Origin of the sequence: Streptomyces sp. NBC_00370, from assembly GCF_036084755.1 — a bacterium.
Taxonomy (GTDB): domain Bacteria; phylum Actinomycetota; class Actinomycetes; order Streptomycetales; family Streptomycetaceae; genus Streptomyces.
In genome coordinates this window covers 2,701,244-2,719,642 of the sequence record NZ_CP107968.1, presented here as the reverse complement: position 1 = coordinate 2,719,642, position 18,399 = coordinate 2,701,244, and the positions used below count along the sequence as shown (strand labels likewise).

The 18,399-nt window shown below is 71.2% G+C and carries 14 protein-coding genes and 1 tRNA gene; 9 read left to right on the top strand and 6 right to left on the bottom strand.

The features are described 5' to 3' along the window. Positions 1-137 precede the first annotated feature (137 nt). Positions 138-211, top strand: a tRNA-Ile gene (locus OHS57_RS11955). 232 nt (positions 212-443) lie between these two features. On the opposite strand, the gene OHS57_RS11950 is transcribed toward OHS57_RS11955, so the two are convergent. Genes OHS57_RS11950 through OHS57_RS11940 form a run of 3 tightly spaced genes read right to left on the bottom strand, consistent with a single transcriptional unit; the run spans position 444 to position 1,884 of the window. Beyond that, positions 444-842 carry a hypothetical protein gene (locus OHS57_RS11950; protein WP_328581901.1) on the bottom strand — a complete coding sequence of 133 codons (399 nt, stop codon included), beginning with the start codon at positions 840-842 and terminating at the stop codon, positions 444-446. A 2-nt stretch (positions 843-844) separates the two neighbouring features. Then, entirely contained in the window at positions 845-1,552 is a 708-nt protein-coding gene (locus tag OHS57_RS11945; RefSeq protein WP_328581900.1) for an RraA family protein, read from the bottom strand. Between the two features lie 32 nt (positions 1,553-1,584). Beyond that, complete coding sequence (locus tag OHS57_RS11940; RefSeq protein WP_041990062.1) at positions 1,585-1,884, bottom strand: trypco2 family protein; 300 nt, start codon at positions 1,882-1,884, stop codon at positions 1,585-1,587. 154 nt (positions 1,885-2,038) lie between these two features. On the opposite strand from OHS57_RS11940, the gene OHS57_RS11935 reads away from it, so the two are divergent. The 8 genes from OHS57_RS11935 to OHS57_RS11900 all read left to right on the top strand — a co-directional run bounded on the left by OHS57_RS11935 (position 2,039) and on the right by OHS57_RS11900 (position 14,710). Beyond that, positions 2,039-3,706, top strand: a complete 1,668-nt coding sequence (locus OHS57_RS11935; protein WP_328581899.1) for a serine protease — start codon at positions 2,039-2,041, stop codon at positions 3,704-3,706. Further along, positions 3,703-6,162: a serine/threonine-protein kinase gene (locus OHS57_RS11930; protein ID WP_328581898.1), complete on the top strand. Its 2,460-nt coding sequence runs from the start codon at positions 3,703-3,705 to the stop codon at positions 6,160-6,162. The genes OHS57_RS11935 and OHS57_RS11930 overlap by 4 nt, the downstream gene beginning before the upstream one ends. 41 nt (positions 6,163-6,203) lie before the next feature. After that, positions 6,204-7,712, top strand: a complete 1,509-nt coding sequence (locus OHS57_RS11925) for a VWA domain-containing protein (protein ID WP_328581897.1) — start codon at positions 6,204-6,206, stop codon at positions 7,710-7,712. Further along, entirely contained in the window at positions 7,709-8,644 is a 936-nt protein-coding gene (locus tag OHS57_RS11920; protein ID WP_328581896.1) for a hypothetical protein, read from the top strand. The genes OHS57_RS11925 and OHS57_RS11920 overlap by 4 nt, the downstream gene beginning before the upstream one ends. Next, entirely contained in the window at positions 8,641-9,918 is a 1,278-nt protein-coding gene (locus OHS57_RS11915) for an ABC transporter substrate-binding protein (RefSeq protein WP_328581895.1), read from the top strand. Before OHS57_RS11920 ends, OHS57_RS11915 begins: the two co-directional genes overlap by 4 nt. Positions 9,919-9,964: 46 nt before the next feature. Then, positions 9,965-10,804, top strand: coding sequence for a hypothetical protein (locus OHS57_RS11910; protein WP_328581894.1), 840 nt, complete (start codon positions 9,965-9,967; stop codon positions 10,802-10,804). A 226-nt stretch (positions 10,805-11,030) separates the two neighbouring features. Continuing rightward, positions 11,031-13,514, top strand: coding sequence for a PQQ-dependent sugar dehydrogenase (locus tag OHS57_RS11905; RefSeq protein WP_078863663.1), 2,484 nt, complete (start codon positions 11,031-11,033; stop codon positions 13,512-13,514). After that, positions 13,514-14,710, top strand: a complete 1,197-nt coding sequence (locus tag OHS57_RS11900) for a ThuA domain-containing protein (RefSeq protein WP_328581893.1) — start codon at positions 13,514-13,516, stop codon at positions 14,708-14,710. Before OHS57_RS11905 ends, OHS57_RS11900 begins: the two co-directional genes overlap by 1 nt. A 78-nt stretch (positions 14,711-14,788) precedes the next feature. Here OHS57_RS11900 and OHS57_RS11895 read toward each other — a convergent pair whose 3' ends face one another. From OHS57_RS11895 to OHS57_RS11885, 3 genes are all read right to left on the bottom strand, one after another. Further along, positions 14,789-16,237 carry a GAF domain-containing protein gene (locus tag OHS57_RS11895; RefSeq protein ID WP_328585049.1) on the bottom strand — a complete coding sequence of 483 codons (1,449 nt, stop codon included), beginning with the start codon at positions 16,235-16,237 and terminating at the stop codon, positions 14,789-14,791. Between the two features lie 67 nt (positions 16,238-16,304). Then, a complete protein-coding gene (locus OHS57_RS11890; RefSeq protein WP_041990082.1) occupies positions 16,305-17,348 on the bottom strand; it encodes a rod shape-determining protein in 1,044 nt (347 codons plus the stop codon). 419 nt (positions 17,349-17,767) lie between these two features. Further along, a complete protein-coding gene (locus OHS57_RS11885; protein WP_328581892.1) occupies positions 17,768-18,331 on the bottom strand; it encodes a hypothetical protein in 564 nt (187 codons plus the stop codon). Positions 18,332-18,399 lie beyond the last annotated feature (68 nt).

The following is an 18,399-nucleotide window of genomic DNA, read 5'->3' as shown; positions in this document are numbered from 1 at the left end:
TTTTTCGTGTGCCCTGGAACCGGGCGGCGCGAAGGACAGTCCTCAAGGTCAGCGATGCCGACCATCCGAGGCAGGAGATCGTATGAGCGGCTATGCTGCGGCAGACGGCGCGCACAAATGTGCGCGACGCGCCGTTAGGGGCGGTAGCTCAGCCGGTTAGAGCAGCGGACTCATAATCCGTCGGCCGTGGGTTCGAGTCCCACCCGCCCCACCGGGACGCTTGTCAGCAGGATCGTTTCGACCTGCACGACAAGCGTGCACCCTGCCCGGGTGCCCTCCCCGCACGACACGCCGCAACGGCCACGCCCGCCCCCCGCCCGCCCCAATGACCACCGGTCACGGGGTGACGGGCCATCGGATACGTGTACGGCCGGATGGGCCAATCGTGGCGCCGGGTGACCGCCGGCCTGCTTGGCTCAGGACCGTGGGCCCGCCCGTCAGGTTCAGCTCGGCTCGCTCCGTGCGGGCTTCTGAGGTGGTGGCAGAGTCAACGGCGTCCACGGCAGCGCCTCGCGCCAGCCCGGGCGGGCGAAGGCCCAGTCCTGCAGCAGCTTGGCCACCGGTTCCACGGAGAACGGGCCCTGGCCGGCCGGCACGTGAGCCTGGAAGTGGCGGTCAGGGCCGTCTTCGCGGTACTCGACCTGGTAGCTCAGGTCGTCGTTGAGGTAGACCTGCATGTAGTGCTGACCGGGAGGTTCCGGGCCGAGCCGTTCGACGACGACGAACCTCCAGGTGAGGCTCATGTCGGCCAGCAGGTCGTGCAGTTGGTCCTCGGACGGGTCGTCCCAGGACGTCCCGTCCCACTCGATCGCCCGCAGCGCCGGCGTACCTCCGGTCGGCACGGCTATTCCTCGATCGCCCCGCCGACCGCGCGCAGATGCTCGCGGAACGTCAGCGACGGGTTCTCGCGCCGGGCGGCCAGGTACCTGTCGAACCGCACCTGGGCGCGCAGGGAGACACCGGAGCGGATCCGCTCCGCCTGCCGCCGTTCGGTGTCGCGGATCGTCTCCGCCAGGTCGAGGACGTCGGCCGCGTTCGAGGACGGTACGAAGACGACCCCGTCCTCGTCGCCGAAGGCCAGGTCGGCGCGGGTCACCGTCCAGTCGCCGACGACCGCCGACTCCAGCGCGTTCTCCGGCTGCGCCTCGATGCGCTGGGGGCCCGTCGAGAGCGACCCCGTACTGAACACCGGCAGGCCGATCGTCCGGATGTCGGCGGTGTCGCGGTGGAGGCCCCAGATGACGATGCCGGACACGCCGGCGGTCTCGGCCTCCAGCGCCACCAGGTCGCCCACGCAGGCCTCGTCGGTGCGCCCGCCGTTGTCGACCACCAGGACGTCACCCGGCTCCGCGTCCTCGAACGCCTCCAGGAAGACGTCGACGCTGCCGACGTGCCGGGCGGGCAGGGCCCGTCCCGCGACGCGGGTGCCCGGGACGACGGCCTGGAGTGCCGAAGGGGCACAGCGGACGGGGACCTGGGCGCGGATGCAGGCATCCGTGAGGTGGGCGGTGGTCAACGCCGCGAACCGGCGTCGCAGTTCCTGGGAGTCCATGCTCGGCATAGCTCCCGAAGCTAGCAGAGCGGCTATCGGGGCTGACGGCTGATCTTCGTCCGGCCGTCCTCCCACTCCGGCTGGAGATCCACCTGGACGCGGTGCGTGGTCCCGCGGTCGAGGCTCGCGCCGAGTTCGGCGGTCACCACACCGATCCGCAGGCCGCCTTTGCCGGTGCCGGTGCGGTGGACCTGCACGGTGAACTCCAGGCTGACGCGCTCCACGTTGAAGCCCAGGGGATGCGTGTCGCCCTCGTCCCGCGCCCGCTCCAGTTCGCTCCGTACCTGCCGGACCACCTCGGCCAGTCCTACGAAATCAGGCTCGCTCGCCATTCCGCTCCTCCCCGTCACCCACCCCGTCGCGACGAGTGTCGGCCATTCGTTCGCGGCCTCCGAGTATGGCAGCGGAGTCAGGGACACGGCCAAGGCGCAAGCGTATGATGTCCGGGCATGACGACCGATGGGGGAATCGGTGTCGAAACCTACGATGGGTACGCCTCGTTGGGCGGCCCGGATTCGGCGGAGCGACGGGGAGATCGTCGGCAGCGGGATCCTGCTGAGCCCTGACCGTGTGCTCACCTGCGCCCATGTGGTCCGTGAAGGCGAGCCGGTCACAGCGGAGTTCGTCGGGGCCGAGGGAGTCGACGTCCCGTCGGTCACGGCGCATGTGATCGACGGCATGTACAAGCCGGAAGAGCTGGACGCCGACCTCGATCCGATCGGCGACGTCGCGTTGTTGAGCCTGGACACCCCGCGCCCCGCCGACGAGGCAGTCCAGCTCCACCGGCTCTCGTCCCCCGGCAGGCCCGTGCGGATGTACGGCTTCCCCGAGGCGCACAACGGCGGCATCTGGCTGCCCGCCACCGTCCTCGGCGGCTGCGGACGCGACGGGCAGGTCCAATTGACGCCGCTGGGCCCGGGGTTGTTGGCGAGCCCCGGATTCAGCGGCGGCGGTGTGGTGGACACCGAGACCGGCGAAGTCGTCGGGATGGTGCTGAGCAAGTCCGAGGCCAGGCACGGCAGCGGGTTCACCTTCATGAGCCCAGCCGAGACCATCGTCCAGCATCTCGAAGACGTCGCCGACTGGACCACAGGGCTGGAAGCGGTCGACGTGCGACTGCGTTCCGGCGCTTCCGACGCCGACGAGGCCCTGCTCGACACCTTGTTCGCGGAGCGGCTCGCCACGTGGTTCAGGGACGACGGCCGGCAGGTGAAGATCAGTCTGGTGCCGGACGGTGACTCCGCGCGGGCCGCGACGCTGCGCCGCGCGATCACCCTGGCCGACCGGGAGTTACGCACCTGGGCCTCCACCCGGCGCGCCTCGCTCGACCCGCCCGGGACGGTGCCGTCGGCCGGTGGCCATGACCTCGCCGTGGTCGCCGACGGGCTGACGGCGGCCGAAGCGGCCGATCTGATCGCCAACCGGCTGGGGCTGTGGAAACCGCCCGACGCCCCCGCGATCGACCGGATCCGCGCGGCGAAAGCCACCCTCACCCTCGTCGTGGTGGGCGTCGACAAGGCCGCGGAACCGGACCGGTTACTCGATCTGCTGGCGCTGCTCAGGACCCGGGGCAGCAGGTTGCTGCTGGTGTTCGGTGAAGCCGGCGCACACTTCAGACGCGCCCAGTCCGAACTGGTGATCGAGCCGACCCAGCGGCAACACGACGCGCTCGTAGCGCTGTTGGACGAGATCACCGGACCGCTGGCGTCCGCGTTACGGCAGCGGATGGCGGCCGTGCACTCCGACACGGCGAAGCGCGCGCTGAGCGCCCTGGTGCGGGCGTACGCCATACAGCAGGAGTTGGCAGGGACGCACGGTTTCGTCGCGGGGCTCGGCCAGAACCACGACCTCGGGGTGTTCGGCGAGAGCGCGGCCCGGTCCGCCGACCGGATACGGTCCGCCATCGGCACGCACGACGAACTCGTCGCACGGCGCGACGAGTTACGCGGCCGACTCGCCGCCTACGGCGACCTCTACCAGGCGGAGGCCGACCACGAGGACCTGGACATGGCCGACCGCTACCTCGCCGCACACCAACTGCTGCAGGCCAGGCCGTGCGACGTACCGGCCGCCGAGGCCGCGGTGCTCCACTACATCCGCTCCGTCGAGGAGCCGGACGCGAGCCCGGCGCAGGAAGGTGAGCCGCCACGATGACACCCGCCTCCGACACCACGAGAACGGGCTGTCCCCGGCCCGGCTGCCCGGGGCACGTCATGGTCACCGGGTTCTGCGACACCTGCGACGAGAAGGCCCCGGACGGCAGCCCCACCGTCGCCGCCCCGCGGCCGGGCCCCCGTCACAACAACCTGCCGGGGCAGCGCCGGCCCGGTCGGGAGCAGCAGGAGCAGCAACGGCCTGACGCACCGTCCGCGAACCCGCCCGCCGACGAACTCGACGTCGACGGCGTGGTGTTGCTGCCCGACATCCCCAAGCCCAGGCCCGCCGACGTCGTCAGTACCACCGCACACGCACCGACCGGCAGCCGGCGGTGCGGTGTCGACGGCTGCACCGGCACCATCGGCGTCGGTCACGCCGGCCGGCCCGCGCCCGACCACGGGTTCTGCCCCGAGTGCGGGTCGCCGTACTCCTTCAAGCCCCAACTGTCGCCCGGCGACGAGATCGGCGGCCACTACCGGGTCGTGGGCTATCTCGCGGCCGGCGGCCTCGGCCAGGTGTATCTCGCCGAGGACACCCGGCTGAAGGACAAGTACGTCGTCCTGAAGGGCCTCATCAACACCCATGACGCCGCCGCCCGCCGCAACGCGGTCGAGGAGCGCCGGTCGCTCACCACCCTGCACCACCCGGACATCGTCGCGATCTTCTCCCACATCGAACACGAGGTGCCGGGCGAGGAGGAGCCGACCGGGTACATCGTCATGGAGTACATCGGCGGACGGCCGCTGGACAGTTACCTGTTCGCCTCCGACGAGGAGCTGGAAGGGCTTTTCGGCAAGCCGTTCGGGCTCGACCATGTCCTCACCTACGGCTGCAAGATCCTCAGCGCGCTGGAGTATCTGCACGACCAGGGTCTCCTGTACTGCGACATGAAGCCCGAGAACGTCATCCAGTACGGCCACGAGATCAAGGTCATCGACCTGGGCGCCGTACGCCCCATCGGTGACCAGACATCAGATCCCGTCTACACCAGGGAGTACGCGCCGCCCAGGAGGGAGCGGGAAAGCCGGGGCTTCCACGTCGACACCGATCTGTACACCGTCGGCAGGACCCTCCAGGCGCTGGCGACGCGCGCCGCCCCGGCGAAGGGGCTGGCCGCCCAGTCCTTCACGCGCCTGGTCGCGCGCGCCACGCACCAGGAGCCGGCGGCGCGCTTCACCTCGGCCGCGCAGATGTCCCGGCAGCTCTGGGAGGTGCTGCGGGAGTACCGGTCCCTGAGCAAACACGAGCAGTACCCGGAGCGGTCGACCCGCTTCGAGCCCGTCGCCGAACTCATCGGACCCGGCCTGGGCAGCATTCCCACGCTGGCGCACTGGTCGGCCCGCACCGGCCCGCCGCAGGATCTGGACATCGCGCCGCCCGGCCCCCGCGAGGCGGCATCGGGGCTGCCCCTCCCCGTCCCCGACCCGCAGGACCCGTCGGCCGTGCTGATCGACGGACTCGCCGCCGACAGCCCCGACCGGATCGCCGAGCGGGCGAAGGGCGACCGCGCGCTGGACACCGTCGAGGTCGCCCTGTGGCTGTGCCGCGCCTATCTGGAGGACAGCGGCGAGCCGAAACCGGAGGACGGCGCGGCCCCGCGGCGGACCGAGGCCGCGAACTGGCTGGCCAGGGCCACCGAACTGCTGGACCCCGACACGGCGGGGTACGACTGGCGGCTGGCCTGGCACCGGGGGCTGCTCGCGCTGGCGGGGGACGAGCCCGACCTCAAGGCGGCCCAGGAGATGTTCATGGCCACCTACGACACCCTGCCGGGCGAATGGGCGCCGAAACTGGCCCTCGGCTACTGCGCCGAGGCGCTCACCGTGCACGCCCTGGCCGAGCGGGCACTCGCCGAGCAGGCCGCCGCCGCGACGCCTCCCGGCACGCCGGTCACCGACCCGGAGGTGGTGCGGATCCCCGACCCGAAGGGGACCCAGACCGTCGAGTACTACGACGCCGTCTGGCAGCGGGACAGAACGCGCGGCAGCGCGGCCTTCGGCATGGCCAGGGTGCATCTGCGCCGTGGCGACCGCGCGGGCGCCGTCAAGGTGCTCGACGCGATCCCCACCACCTCGCGGCACTTCGACGCCGCCCGGATCGCCGCGATACGGGTACTCGCCGGCCGGCTCGGAGGTACGGCTCCGACCGCGGCGCAGCTGGCCCAGGTCAACGCCCGGCTGGGGCAGCTCCGGCTGGACGACGTCGGGGCCAGGGACCGGCTGGTCACCGAGATCCGGGAGAACGTGCTGGCGGGAGCGGCCGACAGCGAGCACCCCTGGGGGGCCGAAGGGCTCCCGGAAGGTGAGCTGTTCGAGGGTGCCGTGACCCGGCCCGCCCTGGCCGGGCTGCTCTACCAGTCACTGCGGAAGCTCGCCGACCAGGCCGTGACCGTCGAGGAGCGCGGCGAGCTGCTCGACCGGGCGTACGACGTCCGGCCGGAGACCCGCTTCTGACGGCGTACGACGATTCCGACCGCACAGGAGGGGGATACGACATGGACGCTCACGCGCGGAACGGCGGCGGCGACCCGTACGACGACGGCGACCCGGACAGCGACCCGTACGGGGACGACGACAGCGAGACCGGCACCGCGGCCGTCAAGCTCACGGTCAGCCAGCAGAAGTATCTGGCGGCGGGGAAGCAGAAGCAGGACATGCACGCGATCCTGACCGTCGAGGTCGAAGGGGTGGGCGGCGCCGCGGGGCCGGGGCCGGGGTCGATCCTGGCGCAGGTGCTGGTCATCGACTGCTCAAGCTCGATGAACGCGCCGCCGGAGAAGTTCCGGGCGGCGAAGGCCGCAGCGATAGCCGCCCTCCGCATGCTGCCCGACGACACACCGTTCGCCGTCGTCAGAGGCGCCCACGACGCGACCATGGCCTACCCGGCGACCCCGACCATGGTCCGGGCCACGCCTCGACTGCGCGCCGAGGCCGAACGCGCCGTGCACGGGCTGCTCGCGGCCGGCGGCACGGCTGTCGGCACGTGGCTGGATCTGACCCGCCGGCTCCTGACGGAACAGCCGGCGCCCATCCGGCACGCCCTGCTGCTCACCGACGGCAGGAACGAACACGACGAGCGGATGCCGCTGGCGTGGGTGCTCGACCGCTGTGAGGGACAGTTCATCTGCGACGGCTGGGGCATCGGCTCCGACTGGGACGCCCAGGTGCTGTTGCAGATCAGCAGCAGGCTGCACGGCGCGAGCAGCGCCGTACGCAAGCACGCGGATCTGCCGGGCGAGTACGAGCGGCTGATGCGCGGGCTGCTCGCCAAGGCGGTGCCCGAACTGGTCATCGAGGTGGCGCCGCGGCCGGGGAACACCGTGCGCTATCTGAAGCAGGTCGAGCCGACCGAGGTCAGCCTGGTCGACACGGGCCCCGAGAAGGGTCCTTCCGCGTTCGTCACCCGGGCGTGGGGCAACGAGCTGCGCAGATACCAGCTGTGCGTCAGCGCCGATCCCACCGGGCGCCGGACGCGGGTGGATCTCCAACTGGCCGTCGTCGGCGTCGCGATGCCGGCCGGCGGCGAGGCGCTGCTGCCCACACCGCTGCCGTGTCTGGTGCACTGGACCGACGATCCGGCCCTCAGCTCACGCACCGACAACCAGAACGACTTCTTCAGCCGCCATCTGGAGCTGGGCAAGACCCTGACCGCCGCTTCCGACGCCTTCCGGCGTGACGAGAAGGACCGCTCCGAGCAACTTCTCGGAAAGGCGGTCCAGTTGGCGCAGCAGGTCAACGACCAGAGCCAACTGGCCAAGCTGCGGCGGCTGGTCGAGGTGCTGGACGCGACGGCCGGCCGGGTGAAACTCCATCCGGGCCTGAAACCGGTCGACTTCCAGCATCTGATCACCGCGAGCAGCCGCAGTGCCTTCCCCGGGTCGTCCGGCGGTGAGACCGAGGCGCCGCCCGACGTCACGGCGCCGTGCCCGTCCTGCGGCGAACCCGTGGCGACCGGGGCCAAGTTCTGTACGTACTGCGGCGCCCGCAAGGCGGCGGCGACATGAGCGGTACGGCACAGGATCTCGCGCGCCGGCTGTGGGTGCTGCTGGCTCTCGGCGCCGTCTCCACCCTGGCGCTGTTCGGCGCGTACCGGGGGGTGCACGCCGACGCCGTACCGCTGGCCTCGGCGAGCACCCCGGGGGTGGTGGCCGTCGTCACCGCGCAGAACGCCCTGCAAGAGGCGCAGGAGAGCGCGGTGCAGAGCGGCGTGGCCGGGGTGCCGGGGACGAGCGATGCCTCGATCAAACTCGCGGTCGCCAACCAGAGCCTCGGCGTGGCGGCTTCGGAGCGCGTGACGGGGCTCGACGGCCAGCAGACCCTGGCGACCGTCGACGGACTGCTCACCGTCTATTCGGGCTGGATCGAGAAGGCCAACAGGGAACCGGCCGGATCGCCGCTCCAGGACGCGTACTTCCACACGGCGGCGACCGTGCTCGACGGGAACTCGCAGGCGCACCCGACGAATGACTCCCTCCTGGGCCGGCTCGCCGAACTCCAGCGCCGGCAGGAGCAAGTGGTCGACCAACAGGCGGAGTTCGGCTGGCCGCTGTGGATCGGCTGGGCTGCGGTGGTGCTGATCTGCGGCAGCTTCTGCCTCGCGCTGGTGGAGACCCAGCGCTTCACCCGGCGGCGCTTCCGGCACCGCTGGAACCGGCCGCTCGCCGCCGCCACCGTCCTGCTGGTCGCCGGGGTGCTCGTGCTCGCGCTGTTCACCTGGTGGACGCACGACGGGCTGACGGACTCCGCCGCGCTGCTGAACGGAGCGGTGGACGGGAGACTCCCGAACCCCGCGACGGTGAAAGGACATATGAGCGGCGCCGGGCCGCGGGCCGCCGTGGCCAACTGGATTCTCGCCGGGGGAGTGGTGTTGATGGTGCTGATCGCCGCAGGACTTGTGCCGCGGATCAGTGAGTACCGGCTCAGGTCGTCCCGGTGAGCCGCCCGCCGCGCCGCCCGAGGACCCGCACGCTCGTCGTGGTCGGCGTCTGTATCGCCGTCCTCGCGGGACTCGCCGTCGGCGTCAACACGCTCCGCTGGAAGGGCTCGGTGACGCTGCTCGCCAACTGGAGCGGCGCGAACGAGCAGAACCTGCGGGACAGCGTGATCGAACCGTTCGAGGACAAGTACCGCATCCATGTGGTCTACCAGGGCAGTTCGGCCGAGAGCCAGGTGCTGGCTGCCGACGTGGAGAGCGGTACGCCGCCCGACGTGGTCGTCATGCCGGGCCCCGGGGAGCTGGCCGACTACGCGAGCCAGGGCCGGCTCAAGTCCCTGGACGGGCTGGTAGGCACCAAGGACTTCGGCCCCACCTGGATGCCGGCCGTGCGGGGCGCGAAGAGCACCGGCGACCACACGTACTGGGTGCCGGTGGCCGCCGACCTCAAGAGCATGGTGTGGCACCGCGGGGATCTCCCGAAGGCGCGGCTGGCCGCCGTCGCCGCCGAGCCCGCCTCCTGGTGCCTCGGCATGGGCAACGGCGCGACCTCCGGCTGGCCGGGCACCGACTGGCTGGAGGACATCCTGCTGCAACAGGCGGGCCCGGACGCGTACCAGCGGTTCGCGAACGGCGATTTCTCCTGGAAGGGCGACGACATAGAGCGGGCCTGGCAGACCTGGGGCAAGCTGGTCGGCGCCGGCACGCCCCGGGCGGCGAAGGCGCTCATGACCGACTACGACAAGGCGTCCCAGGACGTCGGGCAGTCCACGTCGGGGTGCGGTCTCGAACACCAGGCGTCCTTCGTCCGCCACTTCCCCTCCTGGACGAAGGCCGAGGGCGCGTATGTGGCGTCCTCGGAGGTCATCCCGGGCGCCAGGCAGCAGAACACCTGGGAGATCTCCGGGGACCTGGCCGCCATGCTGACGAACACCCCGCAGGCCAGGAAGCTCATCCGGTACATGGCGTCGGCCGAGGTCCAACAGCGCTGGAACACCACGAAGTCGGGCTTCTCGGCCAACCGGAAGGTGCTGCGAACGGCGTACGCGGGCGACAGCACGGCGGAGACCATCGCGAGGACACTGAGCGACCCGACAGCGACGCAGTGCTGGGACGCGTCCGACGCGATGCCGTCGCAGATGCGGGACGCCTTCAGCGACTCGGCGCAGCGGTACCTGGCGACGGGAGAACTCGACGCGGAGCTGCACGACCTGGGCCAGGTCAAGGCGGGTCTGAAGGGGCAGTGGCCCCAGTTCGCCGTCTGCGGCTCCGGCTGAGCGGCGCGGGCCGACGCGTCCGCACGCCGTGTCCTACGATGCGACGATGTCAGCCCTCCCGCCCCGCGTCCTCTACGTCACCGACCTCGCCTACGAGGCCGCCGGGCGGCGGTACGGCGACGAGGACGTCTGGCTCTCGTCCCGGCTGCGGCGTGACTTCACCGTCGCGTTGTGCCACCCCCTGGACGCGGTACGGCTGATGGCGGACTTCGACGTGGTCCTGGTCCGCAACAGCGGTCCCGTCCTCCACTACCAGGAGCGGTACGACGCGTTCCGCGCCGCGGCCCTCGCCGCGGGGACGCGGGTCTACAACCCGCTGAGCGGGCGGGCCGACATGCGCGGCAAGCAGTATCTGGTGGAGCTGAGCGCCGCCGGGCTGCCGGTGATCCCGACCGTCGACAGCGCGGCCGGGCTGGGCAGGCTGCCGGCCGCCGACGAGTACGTCGTCAAGCCGAAGGCGGGCGCCGACTCGATCGGCATGCGGTTCGTGCGGGACCCCTCGGCCGCCGGTATCGCCTTCGGCGACGTCCTCGTACAGCCGCGGATCGCCTTCCGGTACGAGGTCTCGTTCTACTTCGTCGACCAGGACTTCCAGTACGCCCTGTACGCGCCCGACCCGGCGCGCCGCTGGGAGCTGGTCCGCTACGAACCGGCCCCCGCCGACCTGGACTTCGCGCGCCGCTTCGTCGAGTGGAACGACATCAGCCACGGCATCCAGCGCGTCGACGCCTGCCGCGCCCCCGGCGGGGAGCTGCTGCTCGTCGAGCTGGAGGACCTCAATCCGTACCTTTCGCTCGGGCTGCTGGACGCCGCGACCCGCGAGGCGTTCAGCACGCGGCTGACCACGTCGATCAATTTGTTCACGCAGTCAACCATCTCGGGATGAGGGTCTTCGCCCGCCCCTGCGGTCGCTAACTCCAGCCGCAGTCCCGCCCGTTAGAGATTTTGACACGACCTTGACAAATTAATTTCGTGTTGCCAGCATGCAATCGCTCACTGCGTTGACAGAGAACTCGACCCCACCCGAAATCCCTCTGTGACACACAAGCAAAGCGCGACGGCGCGCGCCTTGCCTGACACACCCCCCACCGCAGGGTCAGGAAGGAAGCTTCATGTCATCAAGTCCTCCAGCATGGTCCAGATTGGCGACGGCGCTCGTGCTCGCGCTCTCCGGCGGCATCGGGATCAGCACGGCGGCGACAGCGGCCCCCGCACCAGTGGCGAAGGCGGCTCCGGCGGCGAAGGCGGCACCGGCCGACATTCCGGCAGGCGACTACCAGCAGGTCCAACTCGCCTCCGGCGGCGCCGAACTGGGCGAGGCCATGTCCCTCGCCGTACTGCCCGACCGGGCGGTCGTACACACGGCGCGTGACGGCACACTCCGGTACACGGACGCCGCGGGCAACACCAAGACCTCGGCCAAGCTGAACGTCTACACCCATGACGAGGAAGGTCTGCAGGGGGTCGCCGCCGACCCCGACTTCGCGACCAACCACTATCTGTACCTGTACTACTCGCCCAAGCTGACGACCCCGGACGGCGACGCCCCGGTGAACGGGAGCGCGGCCGACTTCGAAGCGTTCAAGGGCCACTTGAACCTCTCACGGTTCGTCCTCAACACCGACGGCACCCTCGACACGGCCAGCGAGAAGGTCCTGCTCGAAGTGGCCAACGACCGTGGCCAGTGCTGCCACGTCGGCGGTGACATCGACTTCGACGCGCAGGGCAACCTGTACCTGTCGACCGGTGACGACACCAACCCGTTCGAGTCGCAGGGCTTCGCGCCGCTCGACGAACGGACCGACCGCAACCCGCAGTTCGACGCCCAGCGCTCCGCGGGCAACACCAACGACCTGCGCGGCAAGGTCCTGCGGATCCACCCGACGGCCGACGGCGGCTACACCATCCCCGACGGCAACCTCTTCGCGCCCGGCACGGACAAGACCCGTCCCGAGATCTACGCGATGGGCTTCCGCAACCCCTTCCGGCTCGCGGTCGACAAGCCCACCGGCATCGTCTACGTGGGTGACTACGGCCCGGACTCCGGTGTCACGGACGCCAACAGGGGCCCCGGCGGTCAGGTCGAGTTCGACCGGATCACCTCGGCGGGCAACTTCGGCTGGCCGTACTGCACCGGTACGAACACCACGACCGAGTCGTACAACGCCTACACCTTCCCCGACGGCCCCTCGGGCGCCAAGGCGGACTGTGCGGGCGGCCCGGCCAACAACTCCCCCCACAACACCGGGCTCAACAAGCTCCCCGCGCCCAAGGCCGCCTGGATCAAGTACGGCGGTGACGAGGGCTCCCCGCCCGAGTTCGGCGGCGGCTCCGAGTCCCCGATGGGCGGCCCGGTCTACCACTTCGACGCCAACCTCAACTCGGACGTGAAGTTCCCCGAGTCGCTCGACGGCAAGTTCTTCGCCGGCGAGTACGGCCGCCAGTGGATCAAGGCCATCACGGTCAACGCCGACGGCAGCCCCGGCACCATCGACGACTTCCCGTGGACCGGCACCCAGGTCATGGACACCGCCTTCGGACCCGACGGCGCGCTCTACGTCCTCGACTACGGCACCGGCTCCGACAACCAGGCGCTCTACCGCGTCGAATACGTCGCAGGCACCAACCGCAGCCCGATCGCGAAGGCGGCGGTCGACAAGACCTCGGGCCAGGCGCCGCTTGAGGCGACGTTCTCCTCGGCCGGCAGCTCCGACCCGGAGAACGGGGCGCTCAGCTACTCGTGGGACTTCGGTGACGGCGCGACGTCCACGGACGCCAACCCCACCCACACGTACACCACGACGGGCACCTTCCAGCCCACCCTCACCGTCAAGGACCCGGAGGGTCTGTCCGGCACCGCCAGCCTGGTGGTGACGGTCGGCAACACCGCCCCGACGGTCAAGCTCAGCACCCCCACCAACGGCCAGCTGTTCGCCTTCGGCGACACGGTCCCGTTCAAGGTCGAGGGCAGTGACCCCGAGGACGGCGCGATCGACTGCACCAAGGTCAAGGTCACGTACCTGCTCGGCCACGACAGCCACGAGCACCAGATCACCTCGGCCAACGGCTGCGAGGGCTCGCTGACCGTACCGACCGACGGTGAACACGACGCGGCGGCCAACCTGTACGGGGTCTTCGACGCCGAGTACACCGACGCGGGCGGCCTGACCTCGCACAGTGTCAGCAAGCTCCAGCCCAAGCACCGGCAGGCCGAGCACTACTCGACCCAGTCCGGCATCGAGGTGGCCAACCACGGCACCGCCGAGGGCGGCAGCACGGTCGGCTTCACCGACGACGGCGACTGGATCACCTTCACCCCCTACGAGCTGGACAAGGCCACCCAGCTCTCGGCCAGGGTCTCGTCCGCGGGCCCCGGCGGCACCATCGAGGTACGGGCGGGCTCCGCGACCGGCACCCTGCTGGGCACCGGGACCGTCACACCGACCGGTGACTGGGAGACCTTCGCCAACGTGACGGTCGACCTCAGCAATGCGCCGGCCGGCTCGACCGATCTGACCCTTGTCTTCAAGGGCCCGACGGGCCAGGGCAACCTGTTCGACCTGGACGCCTTCACCTTCACCACCGGAGGTGCCTGATGGAGCGTCAGACCACCAGCAGACTGCGGAAGTTGTCGTGCGCCGTGGCCGTGGTCCTGGGGGCGGCCCTGCTGACCCCGGCAACGGCGGCGCAGGCCGACGACCCGTACCAGGTGCTCGTCTTCTCCAAGACCGCCGGCTTCCGGCACGACTCCATCCCGGCGGGCATCGCGGAGATCCAGGCACTCGGCGCCGACAACGGCTTCAGTGTCACGGCGACCGAGGACGCCACGGCGATCAGCACGGAGAACCTCGCGCAGTACGAGGCCGTGGTCTTCGTCAGCACGACGGGTGACTTCCTCGACGACACCCAGCAGAACGCGCTGTTCGGTTACGTCGACGGCGGCGGCGGATTCCTCGGGATCCACGCGGCTGCCGACGCCGAGTACGAGACCCCCGCGTACGAACAGCTCGTCGGGGCCTGGTTCTCCGGCCACCCGGCCATCCAGGCGGCCACGGTCCGCACCGAGGACCTGACCAACCCGGCCACCTCGCAATTCGAGCCGGCCTGGACCCACACCGACGAGCTGTACAACTACAAGACCGACCCCCGGCCGAACGTCCACGTGCTGCAGACTCTCGACGAGTCGAGCTACGAGGGCGGCACCATGGGCGCGGACCACCCCATCACGTGGTGCCACCCGCAGGGCGAGGGACGGTCGTTCTACACCGGGCTCGGCCACACCGTCGAGACGTACGCCGATCCCGACTTCCAGCAGCTGCTGCTCGGCGGGATCGAGTACGCGGCAGGCCAGGTCACCGCGGACTGCGCACCGCCCGTGGGCGGTGGCGGCGACGAACCCACCGCAGTGGAAGGGGAGTCGTACTCCTCGTCGTCCGGCGTCCAGCCGGCCGGACACGGCGGTGCCAGCGGCGGGCAGACCCTCGGCTACATCGAGAACGGTGACTGGGCCGGCTACGCCTCCGTGGAGACGGAGGGCGCGACGACCTTCACCGCGTCCGTCGCCTCCGCCGGCGCCGGCGGCACCATCGAGATCCGTTCGGGCTCGGCCACCGGCACCCTGCTGGGTTCCGTGGCCGTGCCGTCCACCGGCAGCTGGGACACCTTCAGCACCGTGTCCACGCAGCTGACCGGCACCGGCAGCGGACCGCTGTTCCTGAGCTTCACCGGCGGTGCGGGCTCCCTGTTCGACATCGACACCTTCACGCTGGGGGGTGCGACGGCAGCGCGCTGAACCGGCAGGTGAAGCCGGTCGTGTCATGACAGGTGGCGTTGCCCCCGTCCCCCAGCAGGGGCGGGGGCAACGCCACGTTCACAGCGGCGCCTGCCACGTCGTCGTCGTACCCCGCCCGCCGTCCTCGCGCCGCCCGTCGTCGGTGACGGTCAGCCGCACACCGGACCGGCCGTCCGGCAGCCGGGCGGCGGCGTCGACCTCCACATCGACCGCGGTCACCTCGCTGCGCCGGTGCGCCGCTGCCAGCGCGCCGCGCAGCGCGGCGAGCAGCTGCTCGCCGACCGGCTCCTCGACGACGGTGTCCACCGGGCCCGTGAACTGCACGGACGGCCGCAGCCCCAGCAGCACCCCGGCGCCGCCCGCCTCGCGCAGCACCTTCCCGCGCAGACTCGTCGGCGCGTCGGCGGGCGGCTGCTGGAGCGCGAAGATCGCCGTCCGTACCTCCTGGATGGTGGAGTCCAGCTCGTCGACGGCCCGCCCGAGCAGATCGCCGAGACCGGCCTCGGCCCGCCGTCTGGTCGACTCCAGCATCATCTCCGTGGCGAAGAGCCGCTGGACGACCAGATCGTGCAGATCGCGGGCGATCCGGTCGCGGTCCTCGTACACCGCCAGCTGCTCCCTGTTGTGCTGCGCGTCGGCGAGGACCAGCGCGAGCGCGGCCTGGGAGGCGAACTGCGAGGCGAGCAGCCGGTCGACGGCGGTGTACGGCCGGCCGCCGCGCACCCGTGGCAGGGCGAGCGTCCCGATCAGCTTGCCGCCGCTCTGCAGCGGCAGCATCATGCTCGGCCCGAACCGCACCCGCACCCGGGTGGTCATCCGCGGGTCCGAGGCCGAGTCGTCGATGAACACCGGCTCCCCACCGAGCAGTTGGCGCAGGACCGGTGAGCCGGGCTCGATGGAGGCGCCGATCATGCCGGCCGGGTCGTTCTCGGACGAGGCGGCGACGATCTCCATACCGCCCGCGTCGGTGGGCAGCAGGATCACCCCGGCGTCGGCGTCCGCGAGGGTACGGGCCGACTCGGCCACCGTCATCAGCGCGTCGGCCGCCGTCTCACCCGTGAGCAGCGCCGTCGTGACGGCCGCCGCCCCCTGGATCCACCGCTCCCGCTGGCGTGCCGTCCCGTACAGCCGGGCGTTGCCGATCGCGATGCCCGCCTGCGAGGCGAGCACCCGCAGCAGGACCTGGTCCTCCTCGGTGAACGGGCCCGTGCGCTTCTGCGTCAGACACAGCTGGCCGAACCGCTCGTCCTCCACCTGGATCGGTACGCCGAGATGGCCGCCGTCGCCGCCGTCCAGGCCGTCCCCGCCGTCCCCGTCGGGCAGCCGCCGGACCCGGCCGAACTCGGCGCGCTGCTCGTCGTCGAGACCGGCCGAGAACAGTTCGGTGAGCATGCCGTGCTCGGGCTCGACCACACCGAGCGCCGCGTACCGCGCCCCGAGCAGATCGGCCGCCGTGTCCACGATGTGCTGGAGGGTGGTGCGCAGTTCGAGATCGGTGCCGATGCCGAGCACGGCTTCGAGCAGCATGGGCAGCCGGGGCGCGACGGAGTCACCCGCCGCCCACCCCGGGTCCCCGTACTCGCACACCGCGCCGTCAGCGGACTTCGGACAGCGGGGCGAGGACCAGCGGCTGGATCTTGCCCTCCAGCATCGCGCCGAGACCGAGGACCGTGCAGATGTCGGGGCGCTCGGCGATGGCCACCGGCATGCCCGTCGCCTCCCGCAGCATCTGGTCGAGGCCGGGCAGCAGCGCGCTGCCGCCGACCATCATGATGCCGCTCTCCGCCAGATCGGCGACCAGGTCGGGCGGGCAGTCGCGCAGCACCTTGCCGATGCCGTCGAGGACGGCGGTCAGCGGGGTGTAGATGGCGTCCCGCACGGCAGCCGTGTCGACGGTCACCGAGCGCGCGATCCCGGTGGCCACGTCACGGCCGTGGATCTCGGTGGACGAGGGGCCGTCCTCCGAAAGACCGTTGTTGCGCAGGGCCAGCTGGAGCGGGCGCACGGACTGGCTGGGCAGCATCAGCTCGTGGTGGTGGCGCAGGTACTGGATCACCGCGTGGTCGATGGCGTTGCCGCCGACCGGGATCCGCTGGGCCGTGACGATGGAGCCGAGCGACAACACGGCGACCTGCGTGGTCGCTGCCCCGCACACCATGATCATGGTGGCGGTCGGCTGCTCGACGGGCAGCCCGCAGCCCACGGCTGCCGCGATCAGCGTGTCGACCAGCTCGACCCGCCGGGCACCGAGCCCGACCAGCGTCTCCACGGCGGCACGCTGCGCCAGCGGGTCGCTGTCGTGCGGCGTGGAGGCGGCGGCCCGCAGCCGGGGCTTGCGGCGCAGCTGGCGGCGGAGCTTGTCGCCGATGAGATGGCGCAGCATCCGCTGCGCCATGTCGATGTCGACGACGGTGCCACCGGTGACCGGGCGTGCGACGCGGATGTAGTCGGGGGTGCGGCCCGTCATCTGTTCGGCGAGCGCGCCGACGGCGATGAGCGCGCCGGTGCGGGTGTTGACGGCGGCGCAGCTCGGCTCGTCGACGACGAGCCCGGCTCCCTTCACAAAGACCCGGGTTCTGGCGGCCCCCAGGTCGACGGCGATATGGCAACGTCGCAACTGCTCAAGACTGACGGTCACGGCAGGTTCTCCCGAGAGCGCTGAAAGTGGTCCACCGGCGGCCGCCGGCCCTGTTGGCATCGTCCGCCCGCGAGGGCCCCGGCGCGCGCTGGGCTGAGCCGGTCGGGGGAGGGCGGCGGGAGTGCGGAGCTGACGGGCCGCCAGATGGGGCGTGGCCGGCCCGATCCCCGTACAACCAGTACGGGGATGATCCTCCGCCTTGCGACGCACCGCACCGGACGCCGCGGGCTGATCCGCGAAGACCGACCGGACACGACCTAGGGCCTCTCGTTCGGATCTTGCCGGGCTCGCGGGCGCTGGTGCCGCGCCTCGCGGCGTTGTCGTCGGTCGGCGACGCTCCGCGTCGCCTCCCTCCTCCGCCTGGCGATCCACGACACCAGCGCCCGCTCCCTGATCCGGCCTGATCCGAACGACAGGCCCTAGGCGGCGGACCAGCGTTGCAGCAGGCCCCAGGTGAACTCCGCGACCGCCGCGCGGCCGTCCGGCAGGGTGAAGCCGAGGCCGAAGCGGGTCGGGGCCGTGCCCTCCAGCGGCCGGGCCGGCGGGAACGCGCGTGCGACCTCGTCCACCGTGCAGGACCAGGGCCGCAGGTCGTCGGCCGTACGCGGCTCGGGGCCCGCCGCGCCCGGCGCCCTCACCAGCCACTCGTTCCACACGGCCGAGCCGTTCGCCACCATGACCTCGAAGCGCAGGTCGGGCCAGAGCGGTACCGGCCAGAGCAGCGCCTCGCACGCCAGATCGCCGATCTTCCGCTGTTCGACCCGCTCGGGCGGCCCCAGTACGGAGCGGTAGCGGGACAGCGAACCGCGCCCGCGCGGCGAGCGCACCATCGCCTGCCAGCGGCGGTTGGCCTCGCGCATCTCGGCAAGTGACACACCGAGTTCACGGCGGGCGTCGTCGACGAGCTCCGGCTGGTGGTCGGCCATCCGGCGCAGCAGCACCAGCTGGAATTGGAGCGGTCCGAAGGACCCCGGAGATGTCATGGGAGCCATCCTGCCCATCCGCCGCGCGGTACTCCACACAAGATCTTTACAGCCCTGCCCGCCTGTGG

Excerpts from the sequence above, each read along its gene's own strand:
- OHS57_RS11920 (WP_328581896.1), top strand. The coding sequence starts at position 7,709 with ATGAGCGGTACGGCACAGGATCTCGCGCGCCGGCTGTGGGTGCTGCTG.
- OHS57_RS11885 (WP_328581892.1), bottom strand. The coding sequence starts at position 18,331 with ATGACATCTCCGGGGTCCTTCGGACCGCTCCAATTCCAGCTGGTGCTG.
- OHS57_RS11895 (WP_328585049.1), bottom strand. The coding sequence starts at position 16,237 with ATGCTGCTCGAAGCCGTGCTCGGCATCGGCACCGATCTCGAACTGCGC.
- OHS57_RS11945 (WP_328581900.1), bottom strand. The coding sequence starts at position 1,552 with ATGGACTCCCAGGAACTGCGACGCCGGTTCGCGGCGTTGACCACCGCC.
- OHS57_RS11930 (WP_328581898.1), top strand. The coding sequence starts at position 3,703 with ATGACACCCGCCTCCGACACCACGAGAACGGGCTGTCCCCGGCCCGGC.
- OHS57_RS11900 (WP_328581893.1), top strand. The coding sequence starts at position 13,514 with ATGGAGCGTCAGACCACCAGCAGACTGCGGAAGTTGTCGTGCGCCGTG.
- OHS57_RS11910 (WP_328581894.1), top strand. The coding sequence starts at position 9,965 with ATGTCAGCCCTCCCGCCCCGCGTCCTCTACGTCACCGACCTCGCCTAC.
- OHS57_RS11905 (WP_078863663.1), top strand. The coding sequence starts at position 11,031 with ATGTCATCAAGTCCTCCAGCATGGTCCAGATTGGCGACGGCGCTCGTG.
- OHS57_RS11940 (WP_041990062.1), bottom strand. The coding sequence starts at position 1,884 with ATGGCGAGCGAGCCTGATTTCGTAGGACTGGCCGAGGTGGTCCGGCAG.
- OHS57_RS11935 (WP_328581899.1), top strand. The coding sequence starts at position 2,039 with ATGGGTACGCCTCGTTGGGCGGCCCGGATTCGGCGGAGCGACGGGGAG.
- OHS57_RS11925 (WP_328581897.1), top strand. The coding sequence starts at position 6,204 with ATGGACGCTCACGCGCGGAACGGCGGCGGCGACCCGTACGACGACGGC.